Source organism: Pyrococcus yayanosii CH1, from assembly GCF_000215995.1.
Classification (GTDB): domain Archaea; phylum Methanobacteriota_B; class Thermococci; order Thermococcales; family Thermococcaceae; genus Pyrococcus; species Pyrococcus yayanosii.
The window spans coordinates 932615-950561 of sequence record NC_015680.1 but is presented as its reverse complement, the minus strand read 5'-3'; the positions used below and the strand labels follow the sequence as shown (position 1 = coordinate 950561).

The 17947-nt window shown below is 49.7% G+C and carries 17 protein-coding genes; 6 read left to right on the top strand and 11 right to left on the bottom strand.

The genetic code is table 11. From position 1 onward, the window contains the following. Positions 1-19 precede the first annotated feature (19 nt). The gene (locus PYCH_RS05265) at positions 20-1615 is read left to right on the top strand and encodes an ABC transporter permease (protein ID WP_013905815.1); all 1596 of its coding nucleotides are present in this window, start codon (positions 20-22) and stop codon (positions 1613-1615) included. Then, complete coding sequence (locus PYCH_RS05260; RefSeq protein ID WP_013905814.1) at positions 1609-2607, top strand: ABC transporter ATP-binding protein; 999 nt, start codon at positions 1609-1611, stop codon at positions 2605-2607. Before PYCH_RS05265 ends, PYCH_RS05260 begins: the two co-directional genes overlap by 7 nt. On the opposite strand, the gene PYCH_RS05255 is transcribed toward PYCH_RS05260, so the two are convergent. Continuing rightward, entirely contained in the window at positions 2594-3637 is a 1044-nt protein-coding gene (locus PYCH_RS05255) for a thiamine ABC transporter substrate-binding protein (protein WP_013905813.1), read from the bottom strand. The genes PYCH_RS05260 and PYCH_RS05255 overlap by 14 nt on opposite strands. A 163-nt stretch (positions 3638-3800) precedes the next feature. On the opposite strand from PYCH_RS05255, the gene PYCH_RS05250 reads away from it, so the two are divergent. The 4 genes from PYCH_RS05250 (at position 3801) to PYCH_RS05235 (ending at position 6791) form a co-directional block, all read left to right on the top strand. Then, positions 3801-4799: a formate--phosphoribosylaminoimidazolecarboxamide ligase gene (locus tag PYCH_RS05250; protein ID WP_048058221.1), complete on the top strand. Its 999-nt coding sequence runs from the start codon at positions 3801-3803 to the stop codon at positions 4797-4799. Positions 4800-4821: 22 nt separating this feature from the next. Continuing rightward, positions 4822-5745 carry a glutamine-hydrolyzing GMP synthase gene (guaA, locus tag PYCH_RS05245; protein WP_013905811.1) on the top strand — a complete coding sequence of 308 codons (924 nt, stop codon included), beginning with the start codon at positions 4822-4824 and terminating at the stop codon, positions 5743-5745. A gap of 9 nt (positions 5746-5754) precedes the next feature. Beyond that, complete coding sequence (locus PYCH_RS05240) at positions 5755-6321, top strand: GMP synthase subunit A (protein WP_013905810.1); 567 nt, start codon at positions 5755-5757, stop codon at positions 6319-6321. Between the two features lie 191 nt (positions 6322-6512). Beyond that, on the top strand, positions 6513-6791 hold the full coding sequence (locus PYCH_RS05235) for a hypothetical protein (RefSeq protein WP_013905809.1): 279 nt from the start codon (positions 6513-6515) through the stop codon (positions 6789-6791). On the opposite strand, the gene PYCH_RS05230 is transcribed toward PYCH_RS05235, so the two are convergent. Genes PYCH_RS05230 through PYCH_RS05180 form a run of 10 tightly spaced genes read right to left on the bottom strand, consistent with a single transcriptional unit; the run spans position 6743 to position 17930 of the window. Further along, positions 6743-7486: a DUF2101 family protein gene (locus PYCH_RS05230; RefSeq protein WP_013905808.1), complete on the bottom strand. Its 744-nt coding sequence runs from the start codon at positions 7484-7486 to the stop codon at positions 6743-6745. The two genes, PYCH_RS05235 and PYCH_RS05230, sit on opposite strands and share 49 nt — an antisense overlap. A gap of 4 nt (positions 7487-7490) precedes the next feature. Then, positions 7491-8594: a hypothetical protein gene (locus PYCH_RS05225; RefSeq protein ID WP_013905807.1), complete on the bottom strand. Its 1104-nt coding sequence runs from the start codon at positions 8592-8594 to the stop codon at positions 7491-7493. 1 nt (position 8595) lies between these two features. Beyond that, positions 8596-11163 carry a hypothetical protein gene (locus PYCH_RS09485; RefSeq protein ID WP_013905806.1) on the bottom strand — a complete coding sequence of 856 codons (2568 nt, stop codon included), beginning with the start codon at positions 11161-11163 and terminating at the stop codon, positions 8596-8598. Further along, positions 11160-12650 carry a hypothetical protein gene (locus PYCH_RS05210; protein ID WP_013905805.1) on the bottom strand — a complete coding sequence of 497 codons (1491 nt, stop codon included), beginning with the start codon at positions 12648-12650 and terminating at the stop codon, positions 11160-11162. Before PYCH_RS05210 ends, PYCH_RS09485 begins: the two co-directional genes overlap by 4 nt. A gap of 11 nt (positions 12651-12661) precedes the next feature. Then, positions 12662-13135, bottom strand: a complete 474-nt coding sequence (locus PYCH_RS05205) for a hypothetical protein (protein ID WP_048058220.1) — start codon at positions 13133-13135, stop codon at positions 12662-12664. After that, a complete protein-coding gene (locus tag PYCH_RS05200) occupies positions 13116-13550 on the bottom strand; it encodes a hypothetical protein (protein ID WP_013905803.1) in 435 nt (144 codons plus the stop codon). The genes PYCH_RS05205 and PYCH_RS05200 overlap by 20 nt, the downstream gene beginning before the upstream one ends. 1 nt (position 13551) lies before the next feature. Further along, positions 13552-14106 carry a hypothetical protein gene (locus tag PYCH_RS05195; protein ID WP_237698649.1) on the bottom strand — a complete coding sequence of 185 codons (555 nt, stop codon included), beginning with the start codon at positions 14104-14106 and terminating at the stop codon, positions 13552-13554. Between the two features lie 22 nt (positions 14107-14128). After that, on the bottom strand, positions 14129-14740 hold the full coding sequence (locus PYCH_RS05190) for a hypothetical protein (protein ID WP_013905801.1): 612 nt from the start codon (positions 14738-14740) through the stop codon (positions 14129-14131). Next, positions 14718-15827, bottom strand: coding sequence for an FtsZ/tubulin family protein (locus PYCH_RS05185; protein WP_013905800.1), 1110 nt, complete (start codon positions 15825-15827; stop codon positions 14718-14720). Before PYCH_RS05185 ends, PYCH_RS05190 begins: the two co-directional genes overlap by 23 nt. A 12-nt stretch (positions 15828-15839) precedes the next feature. Then, positions 15840-17930: a prenyltransferase/squalene oxidase repeat-containing protein gene (locus tag PYCH_RS05180; RefSeq protein ID WP_013905799.1), complete on the bottom strand. Its 2091-nt coding sequence runs from the start codon at positions 17928-17930 to the stop codon at positions 15840-15842. Positions 17931-17947: the final 17 nt, after the last annotated feature.

The window sequence follows — 17947 nt, the reverse complement described above, 5'->3', positions numbered from 1 at the left end:
CCCTTTCTATCACCCATCCATGAGGTCTAAGATACTCTTGCTGGCATCTCTCTCGGCCCTCGCGCTCCTCTTCTACTACCCGGTAGTGTCCATACTCGTATGGGGCTTCTCTCCCTCCACCCTCCTTGAGGTGCTGAGAGATGAATATTACCGGCGTGTAATCGCCTTCACCTTTTGGCAGGCCATCCTATCCACGCTCTTAACCCTTGCAATCGGCCTTCCCGGGGCGTATCTCTTCGCTAACTACGAATTTCCTGGAAAGAGAGTTTTGAAGGCTCTTCTGACGGTTCCCTTTGTCATGCCAAGTGTCATGGTGGCCCTCGGTTTCATAGTCCTCTTCGGTAGAAGTGGGATGGTGGCATCACTTATTGGGAGAGACCCTGGCATCCTCTACAGCTGGAAGGCTATAATTTTGGCCCACGCCTTCTATAACTTCCCCGTGGTCTTGAGGATGGTCTCCGCTCTCTGGGAGAGGATAAGCCCATCATACGAAGAGGTCGCCTCGACGCTTGGAGCGAAGGGCTTTACCCTGTTCTTCAGCGTGACCCTGCCGATGCTCCTCCCTGGCCTCGCAGCAGCTGGCATGCTCACGTTCATATTCTGCTTCATGAGCTTCTCAATACCCCTGATACTCGGTGGCTACCGCTACACCACTCTTGAGGTCGCGATATTCACGTCTATAATGACGCTCCTCGACTTTAGAACGGGCTCTGCCCTCGCCCTCCTCCAGATGGCCTTCAGCTTCACGTTCATGTACCTCTACCTTAACCTCTTGGACGAGTACTCAAGGGCAAGCTCCCAGGGCATCATCAGGAGACAAAGGCGTGTCTCATTAGGAGACCTTCTAACGGTGAAAGGTCTCGTAATGCTCCTATACTTCGCATTCATAACGGCCTTTATCCTCGGTCCTCTCTTTGCAGTTGTTTACAGCTCTCTAATCTACGGAGACCGTTTGTCTTTGGAATGGTACAAGAGGCTGTTCTCTGAGGAATACAACCCACTCTTCGGCACGAACGTGCTGGGGATAATCAAGAACTCCCTCCTGTTCGGTTTCTCGACGGTCGTCTTGGCGACCCTTCTCGCCCTTTTGACAGCCTACGTTTCTCACAGATGGAGTTTTAGGGGCAAGAGGGTATTTGATACTCTCGCAACGCTTCCGCTGGCATCTTCTCCTATAGTCCTCGGTCTCGGATACTTACTCGCCTTCCGGGAGTTCGTCGGCAGTCCCCTTCTGATAATAATGGCCCACACCACAATGGCTTACCCCTTTGCCCTTCGCTCCATTTCTGCAGCCTTAAAAAAAGTTGGAGTCAGCGTAAGGGAGGCGGCCATGAGCCTTGGAGCAACGGAGCTGAGGGCATTCCTCAATGTGGAACTCCCCCTCGCACTCGGTGGCCTCATCGTGGGTGCCATATTCTCCTTCGCAATGAGCATGGCGGAGCTGGGTGCTACTTACATGCTCTACAAGCCCGAATACACGACGATGACAATAGCCGTTTACCGGTATATAGGGGCCAGGCAGTTCGGACCAGCTTCAGCTCTTGCGGTCCTCCTAATGGTTATATCGGCCATCGGCTTCATGATAATTGAGAGGGTGGGTGAGGAAGCGTGGTGAGGGTGAGGCTTGAAGGAATACGCCTAAGGAGGGAGGGGTTTGAGCTCTTCATTCCCGAACTCGAAGTTAAAGAGGGCGAGCTCTTCACGCTCCTTGGCCCAAGCGGTTGCGGCAAGACGACGACCCTCCGGATAATAGCCGGGCTAGAGGAGGCCGAAGGAAGGGTCCTCTTTGGAGAGAGGGATGTGACGAGGGTTCCGCCCCATGAGAGGAATGTGGGCATAGTCTTCCAGGACTATGCATTATTTCCACACATGACCGTCTTTGAGAACGTTGCCTTCGGCCTCAGGATGAGGAGAATCTCTCGCCAAGAGATTGAGGACCGGGTGAGGGAGGTTCTGGAGCTTGTGGGTTTGAGAGGCTTCGAAGACCGCTATCCGGAGCAGCTGAGTGGAGGTCAGCAACAGAGGGTTGCCATAGCTAGGGCCCTCGTGATAGAACCCGAGGTCCTGCTCTTAGACGAGCCCCTTAGTAACCTCGACGCCAAGATAAGGGAGAGGCTGAGGTCGGAGATTAGAAGAATCGTTAGAGAGGTTGGGATAACCACCGTCTATGTCACTCACGACCAGGAAGAGGCCATGGCCATTAGCGACAGGATGGCCGTTATGAAGGACGGAAGAATTCTTGAGATAGGAAAGCCGTTGGAGCTTTACTACCGGCCAAAAACAGAGTTCGTGGCAAGTTTCTTAGGAATCTCCAACATCATCGAGCTGAGAGCTGAGGGAGGCACGGCATGCCTTGGAGAACTCTGCTTCGACGTTGGCCTTGAGGGAAAAGTTCGGGTGTTCTTCAGGCCTGAGAATATCATCATCGGGGAGGGAGCCGAGGCGGAGGTTCTCAGCTACGAGCTCCTTCCGGGTAGGATAAGGCTTAGATTGTCCATCGAGGGCGTGGAGTTGATTGCGGAGGAGCTCTTAAGTAGGCTCCCGTTTTCTCCCGAGGAAGTCCCAAAAAAGGTTAGGATAAAGGTGAAGGCGTTTAGCCTTCTCTAACCTCATCTGGACTCTTGCCTTCGACGACGACCGCCACCCATTGGTCAAGCCACTTCTTGTAGTTCTCGGCGATGAGCTTGGGGTCGAGGGTTACCGGCTTCTCTACCTTTACGGCGTACTCGTACACAGGCGGTAGCTGGACGTTCTTGTTAACGGGATACATCCACTGGGTCGTTGGGAGCTTTGACTGGGCTTCCTCACTTATGAGGAACTCTATGAAGGCCTTGGCAAGCTCTGGGTGCTTGGCCCCTTTTACTATCCCGGCACCCTCTATTTGCAGGTAGTTGCCCTCCTTGAAGGCGATGGCACCCACGTTGGTGTTGTTTTCATAGTAGACGGTGGCCGCTGGGGAAGTGGAGTAGCTCAGGACAAGGGGGAATTCACCTTGGCTGAAGGCGTTCCAAGCTGCACTCCAGCTCTTGACTATCTGGACGTTGTTGTCCCTGAGCCTGGCCCAGTAATCGAGCCAGTCGTCGCCATAAACGGCTATCGTCCAGAGGAGGAAGGCCATACCTGGGGAGCTCGTTCTCGGATCCTCTATGACGAGCTTACCCTTCCATTCAGGCTTTGTGAGATCTTCGAGGCTCTGTGGTGGTTCTGAGACCTCATCCTTGCGGTAGTTAATCGCTATGTAGCCATAGTCGAAGGGTGTAAGGTGGAAGCTTGGGTCGAAGCTCTCGATTATCCACTCGGGAATAACGTCCGCGTTCTTGGGCTTGTAAGGTTCAAGGATGTCCGCGTTTATTGCCTTGGCCAGGTAAGTGCTGTCAATTCCAACGACGACGTCGGCCTTGGGGTTGTCCTTCTCGAGTATCAACCTGTTGAGGAGCTCACCCGTTCCTCCTACGAGCACGAGCTCGACGGTGACATTGTATTCTTTTTCAAACTCGGGGATTACCTCCTTGAGCCAGTACTCGAGGCTGTCATAGGCGTATACGACGAGCTTTTTTTCTTCTGTGGACGTCTCTGGTCCCCCTATGCACCCAACCACGAGGAGGGTCAGGAGGAAAACCCCGAATAGCTTCTTCATCTTCGCTCACCCTCCAGACTAACCCGGTTATTTCCTTCCATAACCCAGTGTGAGGAAACGCCTTTTAAATCAGGCGGTTCGAACTTCGCTCGATGTTGCCATTTACATGGCAAAATAAAGCTTAAAAGATGGCAATTTTTGACATTTTCTCGGGGAAAGGTTAATGGTGAGGATAGCGACCTATGCATCCCATTCGGCCTTACAAATCCTGAAGGGGGCTAAGGACGAAGGGTTTGAAACGGTTGCCTTTGGAAAGGCTAGGGTGAGACCCCTCTACACGAAGTACTTTCCGGTGGCCGACCACTTCATCGAGGGAGAGTATCCCGAGGAGAAGCTTCTTAGGCTGAATGCAATAGTCATCCCAACTGGTTCTTTCGTGGCTCACTTGGGAGTTGAGCTCGTCGAGAGGATGAGGGTTCCCTATTACGGCAACAAGGCCGTGCTCAGGTGGGAGAGCGATAGGAACCTTGAGCGAAAGTGGCTCGAAAGGGCCAGGCTCAGACTTCCGAGGGTCTATGACGATCCCGACGACATAGATAAGCCCGTTATAGTCAAACCTCACGGCGCAAGGGGTGGCAGGGGCTACTTCCTCGCTAAGAGTCCAGAGGATTTCTGGAGAAAGGCAGAGAAGCTCGGCATTAGAGACAAAGAAGATCTAAAAGGTGTTCAAATCCAGGAATACGTAATTGGTGTGCCAGTTTATCCTCACTACTTCTACTCGAAGCTCAACGGCGAGCTCGAGCTCATGAGCGTGGACAGGCGCTACGAGGCCAACGCGGATTCCCTTGGAAGGATTCCTGCGGGAGAGCAGCTTGACCTGAAGATAGAGCCCAACTACACGGTGGTGGGGAACATCCCAATAGTCCTTAGGGAGAGTCTGCTAATGGACGTCATCGAGGCAGGAGAAAGAGTCGTTAAGGCGGCCGAAGAGCTCATGGGGGGTCTTTGGGGTCCCTTCTGTCTCGAGGGGGTCTTCACGGAGGATCTCGAGTTCGTTGTTTTTGAAATTTCGGCGAGAATAGTGGCGGGAACTAACCCTTTCGTCAACGGCTCCCCCTACACATGGCTGAGGTATGGGGAACCCATGAGCACGGGTAGGAGGATTGCCCGTGAGATTAGACATGCTATCGAGGAAGACAAGCTTGAGGAGATAATCACTTAAACCCTTTGTAGGAGGTTCAAGCATGTGGGAAGGATTCATAAGGGAGAAGGTTCGGGAGATAAGGGAAACAGTGGGAGGCGGAAAGGCCATAATAGCGCTCAGTGGGGGTGTTGACAGCTCTACAGCGGCTGTTCTTGCCCATAGGGCAATAGGCGACAGGCTTCATGCGGTCTTCGTGAACACTGGCTTCCTAAGGAAGGGCGAGCCGGAGTTCGTGGTGAAGACGTTCAGGGACGAGTTCGGCATGAACCTGCACTACGTAGACGCTCAGGATAGGTTCTTTGAGGCCTTAAGAGGCGTCACCGACCCTGAGGAGAAGAGGAAGATTATCGGTCGCGTTTTTATCGAGGTCTTCGAAGAGGTCGCGAGGGATATTGGAGCAGAGTTCCTCATCCAAGGAACTATTGCCCCCGACTGGATAGAGAGCCAGGGGAAAATAAAAAGCCATCACAATGTTGGCGGTCTTCCCGAGAGATTAAATCTCAAGTTAATCGAGCCGCTCCGTGATCTCTACAAGGACGAGGTTCGCGAGCTAGCCAAGGAGCTGGGCCTTCCTGAGAAGATTTACAACAGGATGCCCTTCCCGGGCCCCGGCTTGGCCATCAGGGTAATCGGTGAAGTAACTCCCGAGAGGATAGCCATCGTTAGGGAGGCCAACGCCATAGTTGAGGAGGAAGTCGAGAGGGCCGGGCTGAGACCTTGGCAGGCATTTGCGGTTCTCCTTGGTGTCAAGACCGTGGGAGTTCAGGGAGACATAAGGGCCTATAAGGAGACGATAGCGGTTAGAATAGTTGAGAGTTTGGATGGAATGACGGCTAATGCCATGAACGTCCCCTGGGAGGTTCTCCAGAGGATTGCCTTTAGGATAACGAGCGAGATTCCACAAGTCGGTAGGGTGCTTTACGACATCACGAACAAGCCGCCCGCCACAATAGAGTTCGAGTGAGGTGAGGGCATGATAGTTATCATGGATAATGGGGGCCAATACGTTCACAGGATTTGGAGAACGTTGAGATACCTCGGCGTCGAGGCAAAGATAATCCCGAACACGACGCCGCTTGAGGAGATAAAGGGACTAAAGCCAAAGGGCATAATCTTCTCGGGCGGTCCTGACATAAACAGGACTGGCAACTGTGAAGCTGTTTTGGAACACTACGACGAGTTCAACGTGCCGATCCTAGGCATCTGCCTCGGTCATCAGCTCATAGCGAAGTACTTCGGTGGGAAGGTGGGCAGAGGGGAGAGAGCCGAGTACAGCCTCGTGGAGATTGAGATTTTGGAAGAAAACGATATCTTCAGGGGGCTTCCAAAGAGGCTCAGAGTCTGGGAGAGCCACATGGATGAAGTTAAAAAGCTCCCGCCGGGCTTCAAGCTTTTGGCGAGGAGCGACACATGTCCCATTGAGGCCATGAAGCATAAGGAGCTCCCCATATATGGCGTTCAGTTCCACCCGGAGGTAGCTCACACGGAGAGGGGGGCAGACATCCTCAGGAACTTCGCAGAGCTCTGTGGAGAGCTCTAGTCAGCTAGTCGGTCCTCTCCTCATCTTTTCATCAGCAACGGATTTATTCATCATCCTTTTGCCATGTTGTTCTTGGGTCCCCACTTGATCCTTGGTGTTGGACTATTAATATTCTTGGCGGTTGCTATCACTGCATATTAGAAAATCAAAAACTTTTTAAAGTTATTCTTTCTACTCTTAACGGTGATAGCTTGGGCCACACCTTATACTATAAGACGCGCATAGAAAGGTGGGGAGAGCTGAGGGCCTTCCTGCGGAGGATTTGTCGTGGCCTAGGCTATGAGGTAAAGGAAGAAGATAGCACCTTGACGATTCTCCCTGAATGTCCTCGCGTCGAGCCCTTGAGCATTCCAAGAAGGGGCTTCGGCTTTGCAAAGACAAACCTCGTTGAGCCTTACCACTCCCTCTATCTGCTTATCCTTCACTCCCTCTGCTCCTTTGGCTCCGTCGAGGTCTGGGAGGATGAGTAAACCTCGATGATCTTTCTCGGAACGGCCCCTCTTAGCGGCCTTTCCTCAACGAGGAGCTTGACGACGGCTCCCCGCGGGACGTCTGAGGGGGCATCTACCCAGTAGTAGCCGGGCTTCACGTTGGCCGCTATGTCGTCGTGGACGAAGACCCTAACGGCTCCATCCTTTATCTCCTCAACGACACCATAGGTGTAGTCCCGGCCGTATTTACTTCTGAAGACGTGCCTGAAGCCCAAAACCGTTATGAAAACTCCAGCAAGATAACCATAGTAATACTGGGGCCTAACATTTAGCCCTCTAAGAACTACATACCCCAAAAAGGCCATGAACGTTAACAGTGATATCGAGTAATAAAAGGCCCTGTAGGGCTCTGGCTCTATGATGAAGTTCTTGGTCCTCATGAGCAGACTCCTCAGGTAGATAAAGTAAAGGATAGCAACTGGAACCAAGAGGGAGGGAGAGAAGACGACTATTAGAAGGTTTATGAAAAGGTATATGAGGAACGTTATCTGAAGCTTTAGGCTAATCAATTCGTGAATCGAGAGGTCCTTCTTAACGAGCTTTCTGAGGATTCGGAAATTTGGAGGAGTGTCTTTTGGCTCTGGACGAAGTAAGTCCTTAATAATCGATTCAAACCGTTTAGCAATATCCACCGTTAGCTCACCAATAGAGTAAAGGAAATCTTCAAATCTCATTATTTCACCCCGTGTCAAGCGCTTCCGTTGTGTTGAACAGGGCAATGGCCGTGGCGTTGTCGAACCTGAGATCAGGGTAAGGGGAATTCAACAGGGGATATCCTCCGAGGCACTCCTCCCCCTCGACGGCACATTTTAGGTAATAGTAATCCACGCTGGTTGAGTTTAGCGGAGCTGATATTCCCAGGCTCGTGAAAGCCCCTATAAGCGTGCTATCCGTGGAGGGAACCATAAATGTTACGAGACCAATGGGAAGCTGTTCTGTGTATCCGAGATCCTTTTGGAGTATCACGGCGACGGAGAGGTAATAGTCGTGGTTGCCAATATCCCCTTCAAATCTCTCCAATATAGACGGGTAATAGACCCCCGCGGTTTTGTTGTCCGAAAGCCCAACGTAGCACTGCTCAAGGGCAAGCTCGTCTATGTCATCGGTGCTGTTAGGATTGTAATATCCATAGAGTGGGCCGGGAAATGGTATCCTGCATGGCATTATGACTCGTGTGTACAAACCATTTAGCTCCTTCACTATAAATGGATCCTCAAATCCTACAACGCTCACCACAGAGTACACGTATCCAATGTCTCCCTGGTACTTAACTATTCCCGAGTTGTCCCTTATAGTAATATTCTTTATTTTAACCCTAACGGCAATATGAAAAGAATCCAGAGGGCCAACAAGGATATCTAAGTGGGATTCAAGCTCATCGGGGGTTGAGGGTTCTATGCTCATTCCTTTGTCCCTAAGGTACGTAATGACATTATTGAACCACTTTTTAAGGGTCATGTTCTTCATTGTGGGTTGGACACGTCCATTAATGGTACCGTTTATTATAAGCTCCTCAAGAATCCTCGAAGCGTTGTTAACGAACACGTTATGGGTTATTACGTATTCCGTTAGGGTTAAATATGCCCTTTTAATGCTCAAATCGACAACATTCTGAAGATCCTTTTGGATTGTGTCTACGTTAAAATACATCGTTTCTGCTTGAGTCCTAGTAATTTGGCCGCTGATTATAGTTGACGATACACTCTCATAAGTGGCCACTAGGAGGAGGATGGGAATTAGGAGCAGGAGTGCAGTGACATTAAGGAGGAATCCCCGCTTCATATTAGTCCCTCCATATCCTTAATGTTATTTGGATAGGTTCTATTGTCGTTGGAACGTTCCTAATCCCTATTGACTTAGCGGCTAACCCTTCAAGCTTAACTCTTATTGGGTTTTCTTTGGTTCCTGGTAGGGCATTATAGTCCTCTCTGGCTCCAAGCTGTACGAAGAGCCGGAATATGGCATCGTCAAGAGCATACTTCGTTGGCTCGAGTTCGCTTGCCGATATGGCAAGCGGAGTTTCGGTGGGCTTACAATTCCCAATGAATACGGTGTCTGAATCTATGATTCCGCTGAGATTGTAATAGTAGGTGAGGACATAGCCGCAAGCTCCATTCTTGGAGTAGTAGGGGAACACGTTACCGTAGGGAGCATAGCCGTTGAGGAAGTAGTGGACGATTGCCTTACTATCATCGACCCTGAAGACATAATTCTCCGAACTACTTTCAAGTTTGAACGTGTTTGTCTCACTGGGTACCATAATGTTTTCGTTCAGTCTTGTATATGCGAGACGGATAAGGTAATAGTCAAGGGGGAACTCAAACACCCTTGTGTTCGCGTTCGGGCCCTCGTAGAGGGTAGTGGTTCCTTCTGGATACCCCGAAAAGTGTATAGCCGTCCATACATCAACGTACCAAGGAATTGCTTTATCTGGGAGATAATAGTTGAAGTACATAGTTCTATAGCCGGCCAGATACCATCTCCACCCGCTCCACCAATAGGCTGGATTTTCGCCGTTTAGGGAATAAGTCTGCTCGATAGGTATCATAAATCTTGTAGTCGTAACCTTTGGTATATAGGTTATATTTATGTACGAGTCGGGATAGCCGTAGAGAATCCTCTGATTGTTCCACTGATAATTATAATCCTGGCCGGCATAACGAACAGGTCTTGAGTAGCTAGAGTTGTAATAGGCGTCGAGCATGATTATCAGATTGAAGTTTCTCCTGCTCAGCTCGCTGAGGGGGACGTAATTTGTGAGGTTGCCCACCAGCGTTGAATTGTCTATAGTTACAGTTGTCTTTGAGCCATCCAATGTTGTGTTCTCGTATATGAGGTTTAAAGCCGTCCCGTTGGAGTAGTAAACCCTGATCTCGTGGACACCCTCAACGGTGAGCTTCATGCTTATACCTGTAACGGTCCCAGGAACGAATAGGGAGTTGAGATAGTAAATCCCAGTCCCTTCGCTGATTATGTTGTAGAGCTTAACCAGGCCGGGGTCCTCTACCAAGGGAGTCGAGGTCTTGTACCTCAGGCTTATCCAGCTACCGCTACCGAAGCCGATTTCATACCATTGTGGATTATAGAAATAGGCACTGAAAACGTTCTCTCCACCTTTAAGTAGGGTTGAGATATCAGCTGATGTCACAGGCTCTCCGTTCAGTTCAAAGTTAACTGACTCACCGGCTCTGGTAGCGTAGTTTAATAAACCGGTTATATCTGATGCATCGAGGGGGAGTTCGAATTTAAAGGTAACATCTAGGGAGTTATCCATCCAGCGGTAACATCCATATACCGGAACGCGGTAAACTGCACTGTCAATATTTGGAACAGTCGTGTAGGCCCTTGATGAGGATATATACCACCATCTACCAATCTGTATCCAGCTGACCTCAACATAAATCCCCTCGTTAAGGTAAACGACAGCCTGATTGCCATTGGCGTCTTCGTAAACTATAGCCCGAACTTCATATAACTCGGGATTATATCCACTGGTATATGATGTGTAAATTATAATTGTCTCTGCGCCGTTTGTTAGGCTAATTTTCTCAACGTATCCCCTCCGATTTAAGGAATACTCAACACTCCACCCACTTAGGTCATCATTAACTTCCACGCTTCCCCCGCTATAGTTCCCTGAGAGCTGGAACCTTCCGGATTGCACTGTGTTTTCGTCCCCCGGAACTGTCTGATACTCAAGGTAAAGGGACAAGACCGTTAATGGATATTCATTGTAACCCGTTGGTGCCAATTGAAAACAGTAATACCCCCCAGCCAAAACCCTCTGTATTCCAATGAGCTTCTCCTGCGCGGTTACGAGCTTGGTCAGGTAGGCCTTCGCAACGTATCCCCTCGGCGTCTGGTTTTTCACGTATCCACTTATCATCACCGTTGCCGAGCCGACGTTGCTCGCGTTTTCATAGGAATTGTCAAAGGTGAGGTAAGGGCTCGTGTAGTTGTTTATTATCAGCTGGTACTTGTAGCCCCTGGCAAGGTTGTCAAGTAGGTACTTCATTATCCTCTCCGCCTTTTGTTTATACTCTGCGGAGTTAAGCGCCCAGTATGTTGCTACTATATCCAGAGGAGACATCTGCGGGTTGACGTATGTTAAATCTATTGTTCTGTCCTCTATCCACTTGGAAATTTGAGTTGGAGGGACGAGGTTGCTCAATGGTACAGTTCTAAGGGTCTCTAATAGGCTCTGGGCTATATACTTGTTGTTTTCTTGTATTTTTGTAATGTATACATTTGGGGCGGTGGTTGTTACCCTTACCACGCCTGCGACCATTATAGTCACAAGGATTAGAGCAAGCAGGGCATCAAGGGTGAATATGAAACCTCTCCTCTTCATCTGTCATCCCACACCCAGAGCTTTATCGTTATCGGCAAGTATTGCGGCTTTAAAATCTCCCCTAAAATGGGCGGAATTGAAACTGAAACGCTATCTAAATTTACCATGGAGTATTCCCATAGATATAGGGTTGCTTTTTCTCCTATCCCTGGGTTCTGGAAAATGAATTCAAGGGGGACTGGAACAGTTGTCGAATTGCCGTATATTGTTCTCGTCGTGCCATCGGGATAAAATATGTGTGCCTTGACTATCTCAGCGTCTGTGGCGTTAATTACAATGATGACTTGCTGGACACCCTCTTCTAAAACACTCAGTGCTATGAATGTTGCATTTCCCCGGCCACTGGGAGAGAACAATATCTCTCCCGGCGGAATTGGCTGGTCAACCATTCCACTTAATAAGAGCTTTGGACCATCTGAAGGGTAGAGAGTATACTCGGCGTCATATATCAGCCATTTCACTGGAAGCGTCCGTGAAGCCGATTGTATCCACGGAGAGTTGTTCATAGAACTCCTGATCTTTAAAGGATTTGTCTCAATTGTGCCGTTTATTATCCCAAACATTATTTCTGGTGTTTTAATGATTGTAGAGTAAGTAAACATTGTCGAGATATTTGCAACCAGAATCTTTGTCTCTTTGGTTACTTGCCCCCCTTCTCCCGTGATTATAATAACCCTTCCACTTGCGCTCGATGAATATACATATACAGCAACTTTCCACCGCCCTCCCTGCTGGTAGGCTATGTTAACATAGACTTGGCCGCTATCAACTTCAATGATGCCGTAAATGTAATCCGTCACCCGAGTTGCAGTTCCATTATCAACAATTATCCTTGCTCGCCCAGATCCTCCTCTTGATGGATAGTAGAACACGAATTTATCTCCCGGGTTTAATATGACCGGATTGCCATATTGGAAAATGGCATTGAATATGCCGTACTCGGTTCCGTCAATTATAAAGTAAGACAGATATCTGTCCACAAAAAAGTATTTTCCATACCCTTGGCCGTGTCCCGTAGATATCTCGATCCGATCCGAGAATGGTATTGTTATGTTTTCATAGATTGTAATGTTAGTATAGGTAACTCTAGTCGTTATATTTCCAGCAAGTGTAACGTTGGTGTAGTATATACTTATAGCAAAGTCATATCCTAATGAGAGGTTCTCCATGGCAGATATTACTTGGGAAGCATTGTACATCTCGGCAAGTCTTAGTATCTTTTCACCAGCGAGGCAATAACAATCTGTGTCTCCAAGTCCAATAACCCTTAGATTATTGATGTTTTCTTCCCAGTTCTCTGGCTCTCCTGGGCTTTTCGTCAACACGTCAAGCATATTATCGGCTATGTTTGTCCTCTCGTACCACCCTATCATTGACGTTATCTCGCCCCTTATAGTTTCTGATGTGCTTGTAACGGTTCCGATGATAAACATGACTAGGATTAAGGAAAGGAGTGCGTCCATGGAAAGCACTTGGGCCCTCTTCATTCTTTCGCCCCCTAATCCTTCTCAACCGTTATCTCCAATATGACCTCTCTCCCATCGAAGTAGAGCCTCCCATTTCGCACAACAAATCCTTTCATCCCAGTGAGATCTCTCATCAAGAATTTTCCTATTGCTTCTTTAACCTTCTCACTTTCCGTAATGCGAGTTCCTATTCGTATCTGCACCGTCACATTCCGCTCTGTCTCAGCCACTATTCCAATACCGAGGAGCCTAAACCCAAGATAGTTGTAGCCAGTATAGTTCTGGATGATTGCATTAAGGGGCTCGTACTTAGACTCATTCACGATGACGCCTATATTTAAGTAATCACAGGCTTCCGAGGCCGAGTTCCTGACGTAAGTGACGAGCATTGCAGAATTGTTGATGGACAAGTACGTGGGCACTATGACAGCTGCCCCTAAGAATATCACGGCCATGAGAAACATCATTTCAAGAGCCGTTTGGGCTTTACTGGGAGACCCTGACATGGGTGAACCCCCCCTCATCACTGGCGGTTATCCAAAAGCTTGAATGCGAAGCATCGAGGATTACGAGGGTTTGCTCGTATATTGGCACTTGGCTTCTTTGAATGACTGAGTAAACCCTTCCATTTATTGTTGCTTCGATTTTAATCACATTAGTTGTATTGTCGAGGATTACAATTATCCTATCGCCAGGTTTTAGCTCAAAGGGATACTCCTTCCTGATGGAAAAGCCGCCTCCCATGGAGTGAACTTTAGCAACGGTATCTCTCACGTCTATGGCAAAGACTTTAAGCTTGGCCACGGTATCGAACTCTTCGGCCTTTACCTTTTCCCCCACGGCGAGATATGTTAAGTTGAGCGCGGTTATGCTAATGAGGAGGAACGCCAGTAGGAAATCCAGGCTGAGCTGTCCTCTCATCTCATCCACCGGGGTTTATATTTATCATCAACACTCCCTTAGCATCATCGAAGGTCCAGCTCTCGCCTTTATCGGGATTCCACTCTACAACCACCTTTAATGTTTTCACTGGGACGCCGTCCGAAAAGGAAATCGCCGTGTCAAAGGTTGTGTTGTAAAGGGTGGGGGCTGAGAAGGTGTTCTTATCGGGACCGTTCGTTATAGGTGTGTCCCCTATGGTAACCCGGACGCTACCGTTAATGTAGGCTATTTGAACCTGAGATGATGAGAAAGCTCTCTCGAGATAATAAGTGTTTGAAAGGTAGCGGAGAGAGACATAGGAGGTTGCCTTTGAACCGGGCCCTTGGGCATATACTTGCGAGATAGTGCCGGCAATCGTTGTTGCAACTTGTTTGGCTTCCAGGGCCACCTCAACAGTAAGTTGGGTCTGAGCGATTGTTCCTTGGGTGAAAGCAAGATTGTTAACTGAGTAAAACAACATTATCAGGAGCAGACTGAATATGACCATGAATTCAAGTGACATCTGACCCCTTCTCACCATCTTTCTCTCCCGCAACTAATTTTCGTCTCCACCATATTTAACCCTTGTCCCGGACAATTTTCGCAAAGATACCCTCTCGCCTTTTCTCCACCTTGATTCCCCGGTAATCTTGGCTGTACACTTTGAACCTGTACTTCTCGGCTGGCAGGCCGAATTTATCCAACAGGGCAGAGAGCTCGTAGATGAAGAACTGGGCAAGTTCGTAGTAGCGAAGGTCAGCTCCCTCCCTCGAGACATCAAACAGGAGGGGAATTAACGGGGCCGCGCCGAGGCCAATAATTACCCACGGCTCTCCTGTGAGCAGTGATGCCATGAAGGTTCCGGTGAGTAGAATGGAGATGGCGGCGAGGCCTACCATCTTTAGGTTTTTGAACCTCTTGGCATCCTTCACCTTCTCCTCCCAAAGATCAAGTAGGGTGGGGTTGTAGAAATCGAAGGCAGTATGCCTCTTCCCCTTCCTTATCCTCTCCCTGATGAGCTCATCCCAGTCGTCCCTGTGGTAAATTTCTTCCCCCCTGAGCCTTGCCCTCTCCGCATCTATGGCGGAAATTATCCTGATGATGTCCTCAGCGCTCTCGTGGGCTATATGGGAATAAATGCTCTTCTCGTCAAGCTCCATAACAACATCAACGGAATCCCGTACCTTCATCTGCCTCACCTGGATATATGTCGTCGAAATCTGGCAGGCCACTCAGGAGCTCCCTCTTCTTAATTTCCGCCTCCTCCTTTGCCCTCATGAACTCGACTGCGTACTTCTTTGCCGTCATGACGATTTCCTCTATACTCCTACTTTCGTATATGCCGCTGAGCAACGTCACAACCTCCACCTCTCTTTCCCGTGGGTCAGGGTAGAAGCCTCTGAATATCTGCTTTCCCCTTATCCTCCTTGTGAGCTCGTTTAGGGCCTCAAATATCTCCTTGGCCTTCAGAGCCTCGGGAGGTCCGTGAATTGCGACGAGGCCATAGAGGGCGGCTTCAATGTTTACATCGAGGTAAAGGCCCTCGTTCTCGAAAGATCTGATTATCAGGCGGGAAAGGCTTTTTACCTTGGAAGCGTCGGCCTTCGCGTAGCCTATTGTAGCGAAGCTACCCATCGCCCTGAGGACGAACTTAAGGTCGCTCGCGTCAAGGGTCTGCTCTCCCGGGACGTCGATGAGAGCTAAGAGGGAAGCTATGCGCTCAACGATGGTGTAGTTTATCTTCTCGTACGCCTGGCTTATGTCATCTCCGCTCTCCTTCAGCTTGTTGTTGTCTATGGCTATTATTGAGTCCACGACCTTGGAGAGCTTGTCTATGGTTATGGCGGCATTTATCGTCGGTCTTATGCCTTCCTCCTTCAGGGGAAGGGCTCCTAGGGCGACGACAAGGGCCTCGGGATATTCCTCCTTGAGAGCTTCTGCCAGCACAGGTGTCCCGCCTGCTCCAGTACCCCCGCCAAAGCCGAAAGTTAAGAAAAATACGTCCACGTCCTCGTATCCCACGAGGGAGGCTATCTTTCGCATCACGAGGGGCAGGTCCCTTTTCATGGCCTCCCTGCCAAGCACTGGGTTGGCGTTCACCCCTTTTCCACCAACCAGGCTTTCTCCTATGAGTATCCTCCTCTCAGGAGGTATATGCTTCAGATACTCAAGGTCACCCCTCGATGTGTTCACGGCGAGGACCTCGAAGTCAACGAGGGCGAATATATCCGCTATCTTCGTGCCGCACTGCCCCACCCCTATGATGATCGCCCTCAACTCCTCACCACCTCACAGGAACTCCGCCTCAAGCTCTTCTAGCTCCGCCCTTCCGTTCCCATTGGTGTCCTTCCACGTGAGCACAAAGATACCTCCGTGCAGGTATCTGAGGATTCCGCTACTGAAGAGGGTCTCCAACGCGGGTAGGGCATCTTCCTCTAACAGCACGAAGAGTATGACCCCCGTCCTAGTCCTACCCGGGATTATGGCGATGATTTTGTCTCTCTTGTACTCTCTGCCGTTTATTATTACTTTATTATCCTCGACTTCCAGCTTCACGTTCCGGTTGTACTCCGAGACGTTCATAGTGCCAAAGGGAGCAACAACCACGTAGTTTCCGTCTCCTATCTCCGTAAAGGGCTTAATGGTTACATTCTTTTCAAATAGCCTTTCGAGGCCTTTCGCGACGATTTTCCCTGCCTCCTGAAGGTTAGTGTAGCTAACGGTGAAGTTCTCAGCCCTGAGAGTCTCCATGACGGTGTAGATATTAACCGTGGGAACCTCTGGAAAGGCCGAAAGGTATAGGATTATCATGGAATCGAGGAGAACATCGTCGTAGTCTGGTTTCTCAATCGTCCATCCGGGGTCGATGCCCCAGGTCTTGAGAATCCTCATCGCGTAAACCCTTAGCCACTCGGCTGTAGCGTCAGCATTAAGCAGCCACGTGAGGTGGGGCTTTAATTCATCTTCAGTTGAGATTGGGGAGAGCGCGTCTATGATTATGAGGGTGTCGGCATAGCTGGGACCAGCCATGTATCCCGTGAAGAAGAACTGAACGTAGGGACCCCATCCTCCATTTGAAAGCCCCAGGAGCCACCTCTTTCTTTCAACTATCTTCGAGTCAGTTGGGGATACGCCAAGGGCAAGAAGAGCTTTTATGGCGAGGGCAGTCGTTAAGGGTTGCCGACCGAAGATGTTACCCCACCTAGCGCCCTTTATGAGGGAGATTGCCTCCTCTTTTTCATCCTTTGTGAGGTTTCCGAACTCGGCTAGGGCGGTTACGGCGAATAGGTAATCGTTCGGTAGGTAGCCGTTCACCCTTATCCAGTAGGCTCTCTCCTTCATGACATTCCTCATGAACTCGAGACCTCTACCGATCGCTGGGCTCATAGGGTTGCAGACCTTGAGTGCGTGGAGGGCATAGTAAGTTGATTTTGCATCCGACTTGAATCCCAGATAGGGACCCCAACCCCCATCTTCGTTCTGAAGCTTGGGCAAGCGAGAGCAGGCTATTCCCAGGTAATCCTCTCCCGCCTCAATGAGCTTGTCCGAGACAAGAGAAAATGCCATCGTGGCGTATGCCGAAGCCTCAAGACCTCTCCAGAATGAAACGTCATCCCCAAGCGCATTTTCTTCAAGGATTGAAAGGGACTTCGCGACTTCGAAATTCAGCCCCTTTACCCTTAGAAGAACGTATGTTATCAGGGCTCGTTCCTCGTCGCTAACATCACCGGAGAGGGCAGATTCAAGGGAGGATATGGCATCTTCGGGGACTTCTTCACCCCCGAGAAAGAGGGCAAGCGTCCAGAGTGCGAGCTCCTTTTTGTCCGTTGGCCTGTTTTCTTTAAGGTACCTTATCCCGGCCTCGAGGGTTACGGAATCCTCGCCGAGCTCGGCAAGGGCCAGGGTCGCCATTAGGGTTGGGTAGAAGTCCGTTGGGGAGCCCCATATATACCCCCACCCATCACCGTTGAAGGCTTTAGTCAGGTAATACATACCTTTTTTAATAGCTACCTCTATAGTGATTCTCCGGCCATCCGTGGCCGGGTAAACGTTCTTGGCCCGGTTCAGGGCCATGAGGGCATAGGCGGTGTCAGGGACGTTGCTTATACTCCCCTTGTAATAACCCCATCCCCAGTCTGAGTTCTGTCTCTGAAGAAGCTCATCAACCGCCTTCCATAGCTCGTCTTCATATTCTCCCTCAACCTTCCCATGGGCGGAGGAGAGGGCCATTATGAGAAGACTAAGCTGGTGGGTTTCGTATGGATATTCGTCAACCCCGCTTAGAAACTCTATGGAGCCCTGGAGAACGGGAATTGACGATACGGGGGCGGCGAGCATAATTAGAACAAGTATTATCGTGACCGGTATCCTACTCTTCATGATGTGCACCTCCTGAT

Coding starts and splice junctions, on each gene's coding strand:
- PYCH_RS05265 (WP_013905815.1), top strand. CDS start 20: ATGAGGTCTAAGATACTCTTGCTGGCATCTCTCTCGGCCCTCGCGCTC.
- PYCH_RS05255 (WP_013905813.1), bottom strand. CDS start 3,637: ATGAAGAAGCTATTCGGGGTTTTCCTCCTGACCCTCCTCGTGGTTGGG.
- PYCH_RS05250 (WP_048058221.1), top strand. CDS start 3,801: ATGGTGAGGATAGCGACCTATGCATCCCATTCGGCCTTACAAATCCTG.
- guaA (WP_013905811.1), top strand. CDS start 4,822: ATGTGGGAAGGATTCATAAGGGAGAAGGTTCGGGAGATAAGGGAAACA.
- PYCH_RS05240 (WP_013905810.1), top strand. CDS start 5,755: ATGATAGTTATCATGGATAATGGGGGCCAATACGTTCACAGGATTTGG.
- PYCH_RS05230 (WP_013905808.1), bottom strand. CDS start 7,486: ATGAGATTTGAAGATTTCCTTTACTCTATTGGTGAGCTAACGGTGGAT.
- PYCH_RS05225 (WP_013905807.1), bottom strand. CDS start 8,594: ATGAAGCGGGGATTCCTCCTTAATGTCACTGCACTCCTGCTCCTAATT.
- PYCH_RS09485 (WP_013905806.1), bottom strand. CDS start 11,163: ATGAAGAGGAGAGGTTTCATATTCACCCTTGATGCCCTGCTTGCTCTA.
- PYCH_RS05210 (WP_013905805.1), bottom strand. CDS start 12,650: ATGAAGAGGGCCCAAGTGCTTTCCATGGACGCACTCCTTTCCTTAATC.
- PYCH_RS05205 (WP_048058220.1), bottom strand. CDS start 13,135: ATGTCAGGGTCTCCCAGTAAAGCCCAAACGGCTCTTGAAATGATGTTT.
- PYCH_RS05200 (WP_013905803.1), bottom strand. CDS start 13,550: ATGAGAGGACAGCTCAGCCTGGATTTCCTACTGGCGTTCCTCCTCATT.
- PYCH_RS05190 (WP_013905801.1), bottom strand. CDS start 14,740: ATGAAGGTACGGGATTCCGTTGATGTTGTTATGGAGCTTGACGAGAAG.
- PYCH_RS05180 (WP_013905799.1), bottom strand. CDS start 17,930: ATGAAGAGTAGGATACCGGTCACGATAATACTTGTTCTAATTATGCTC.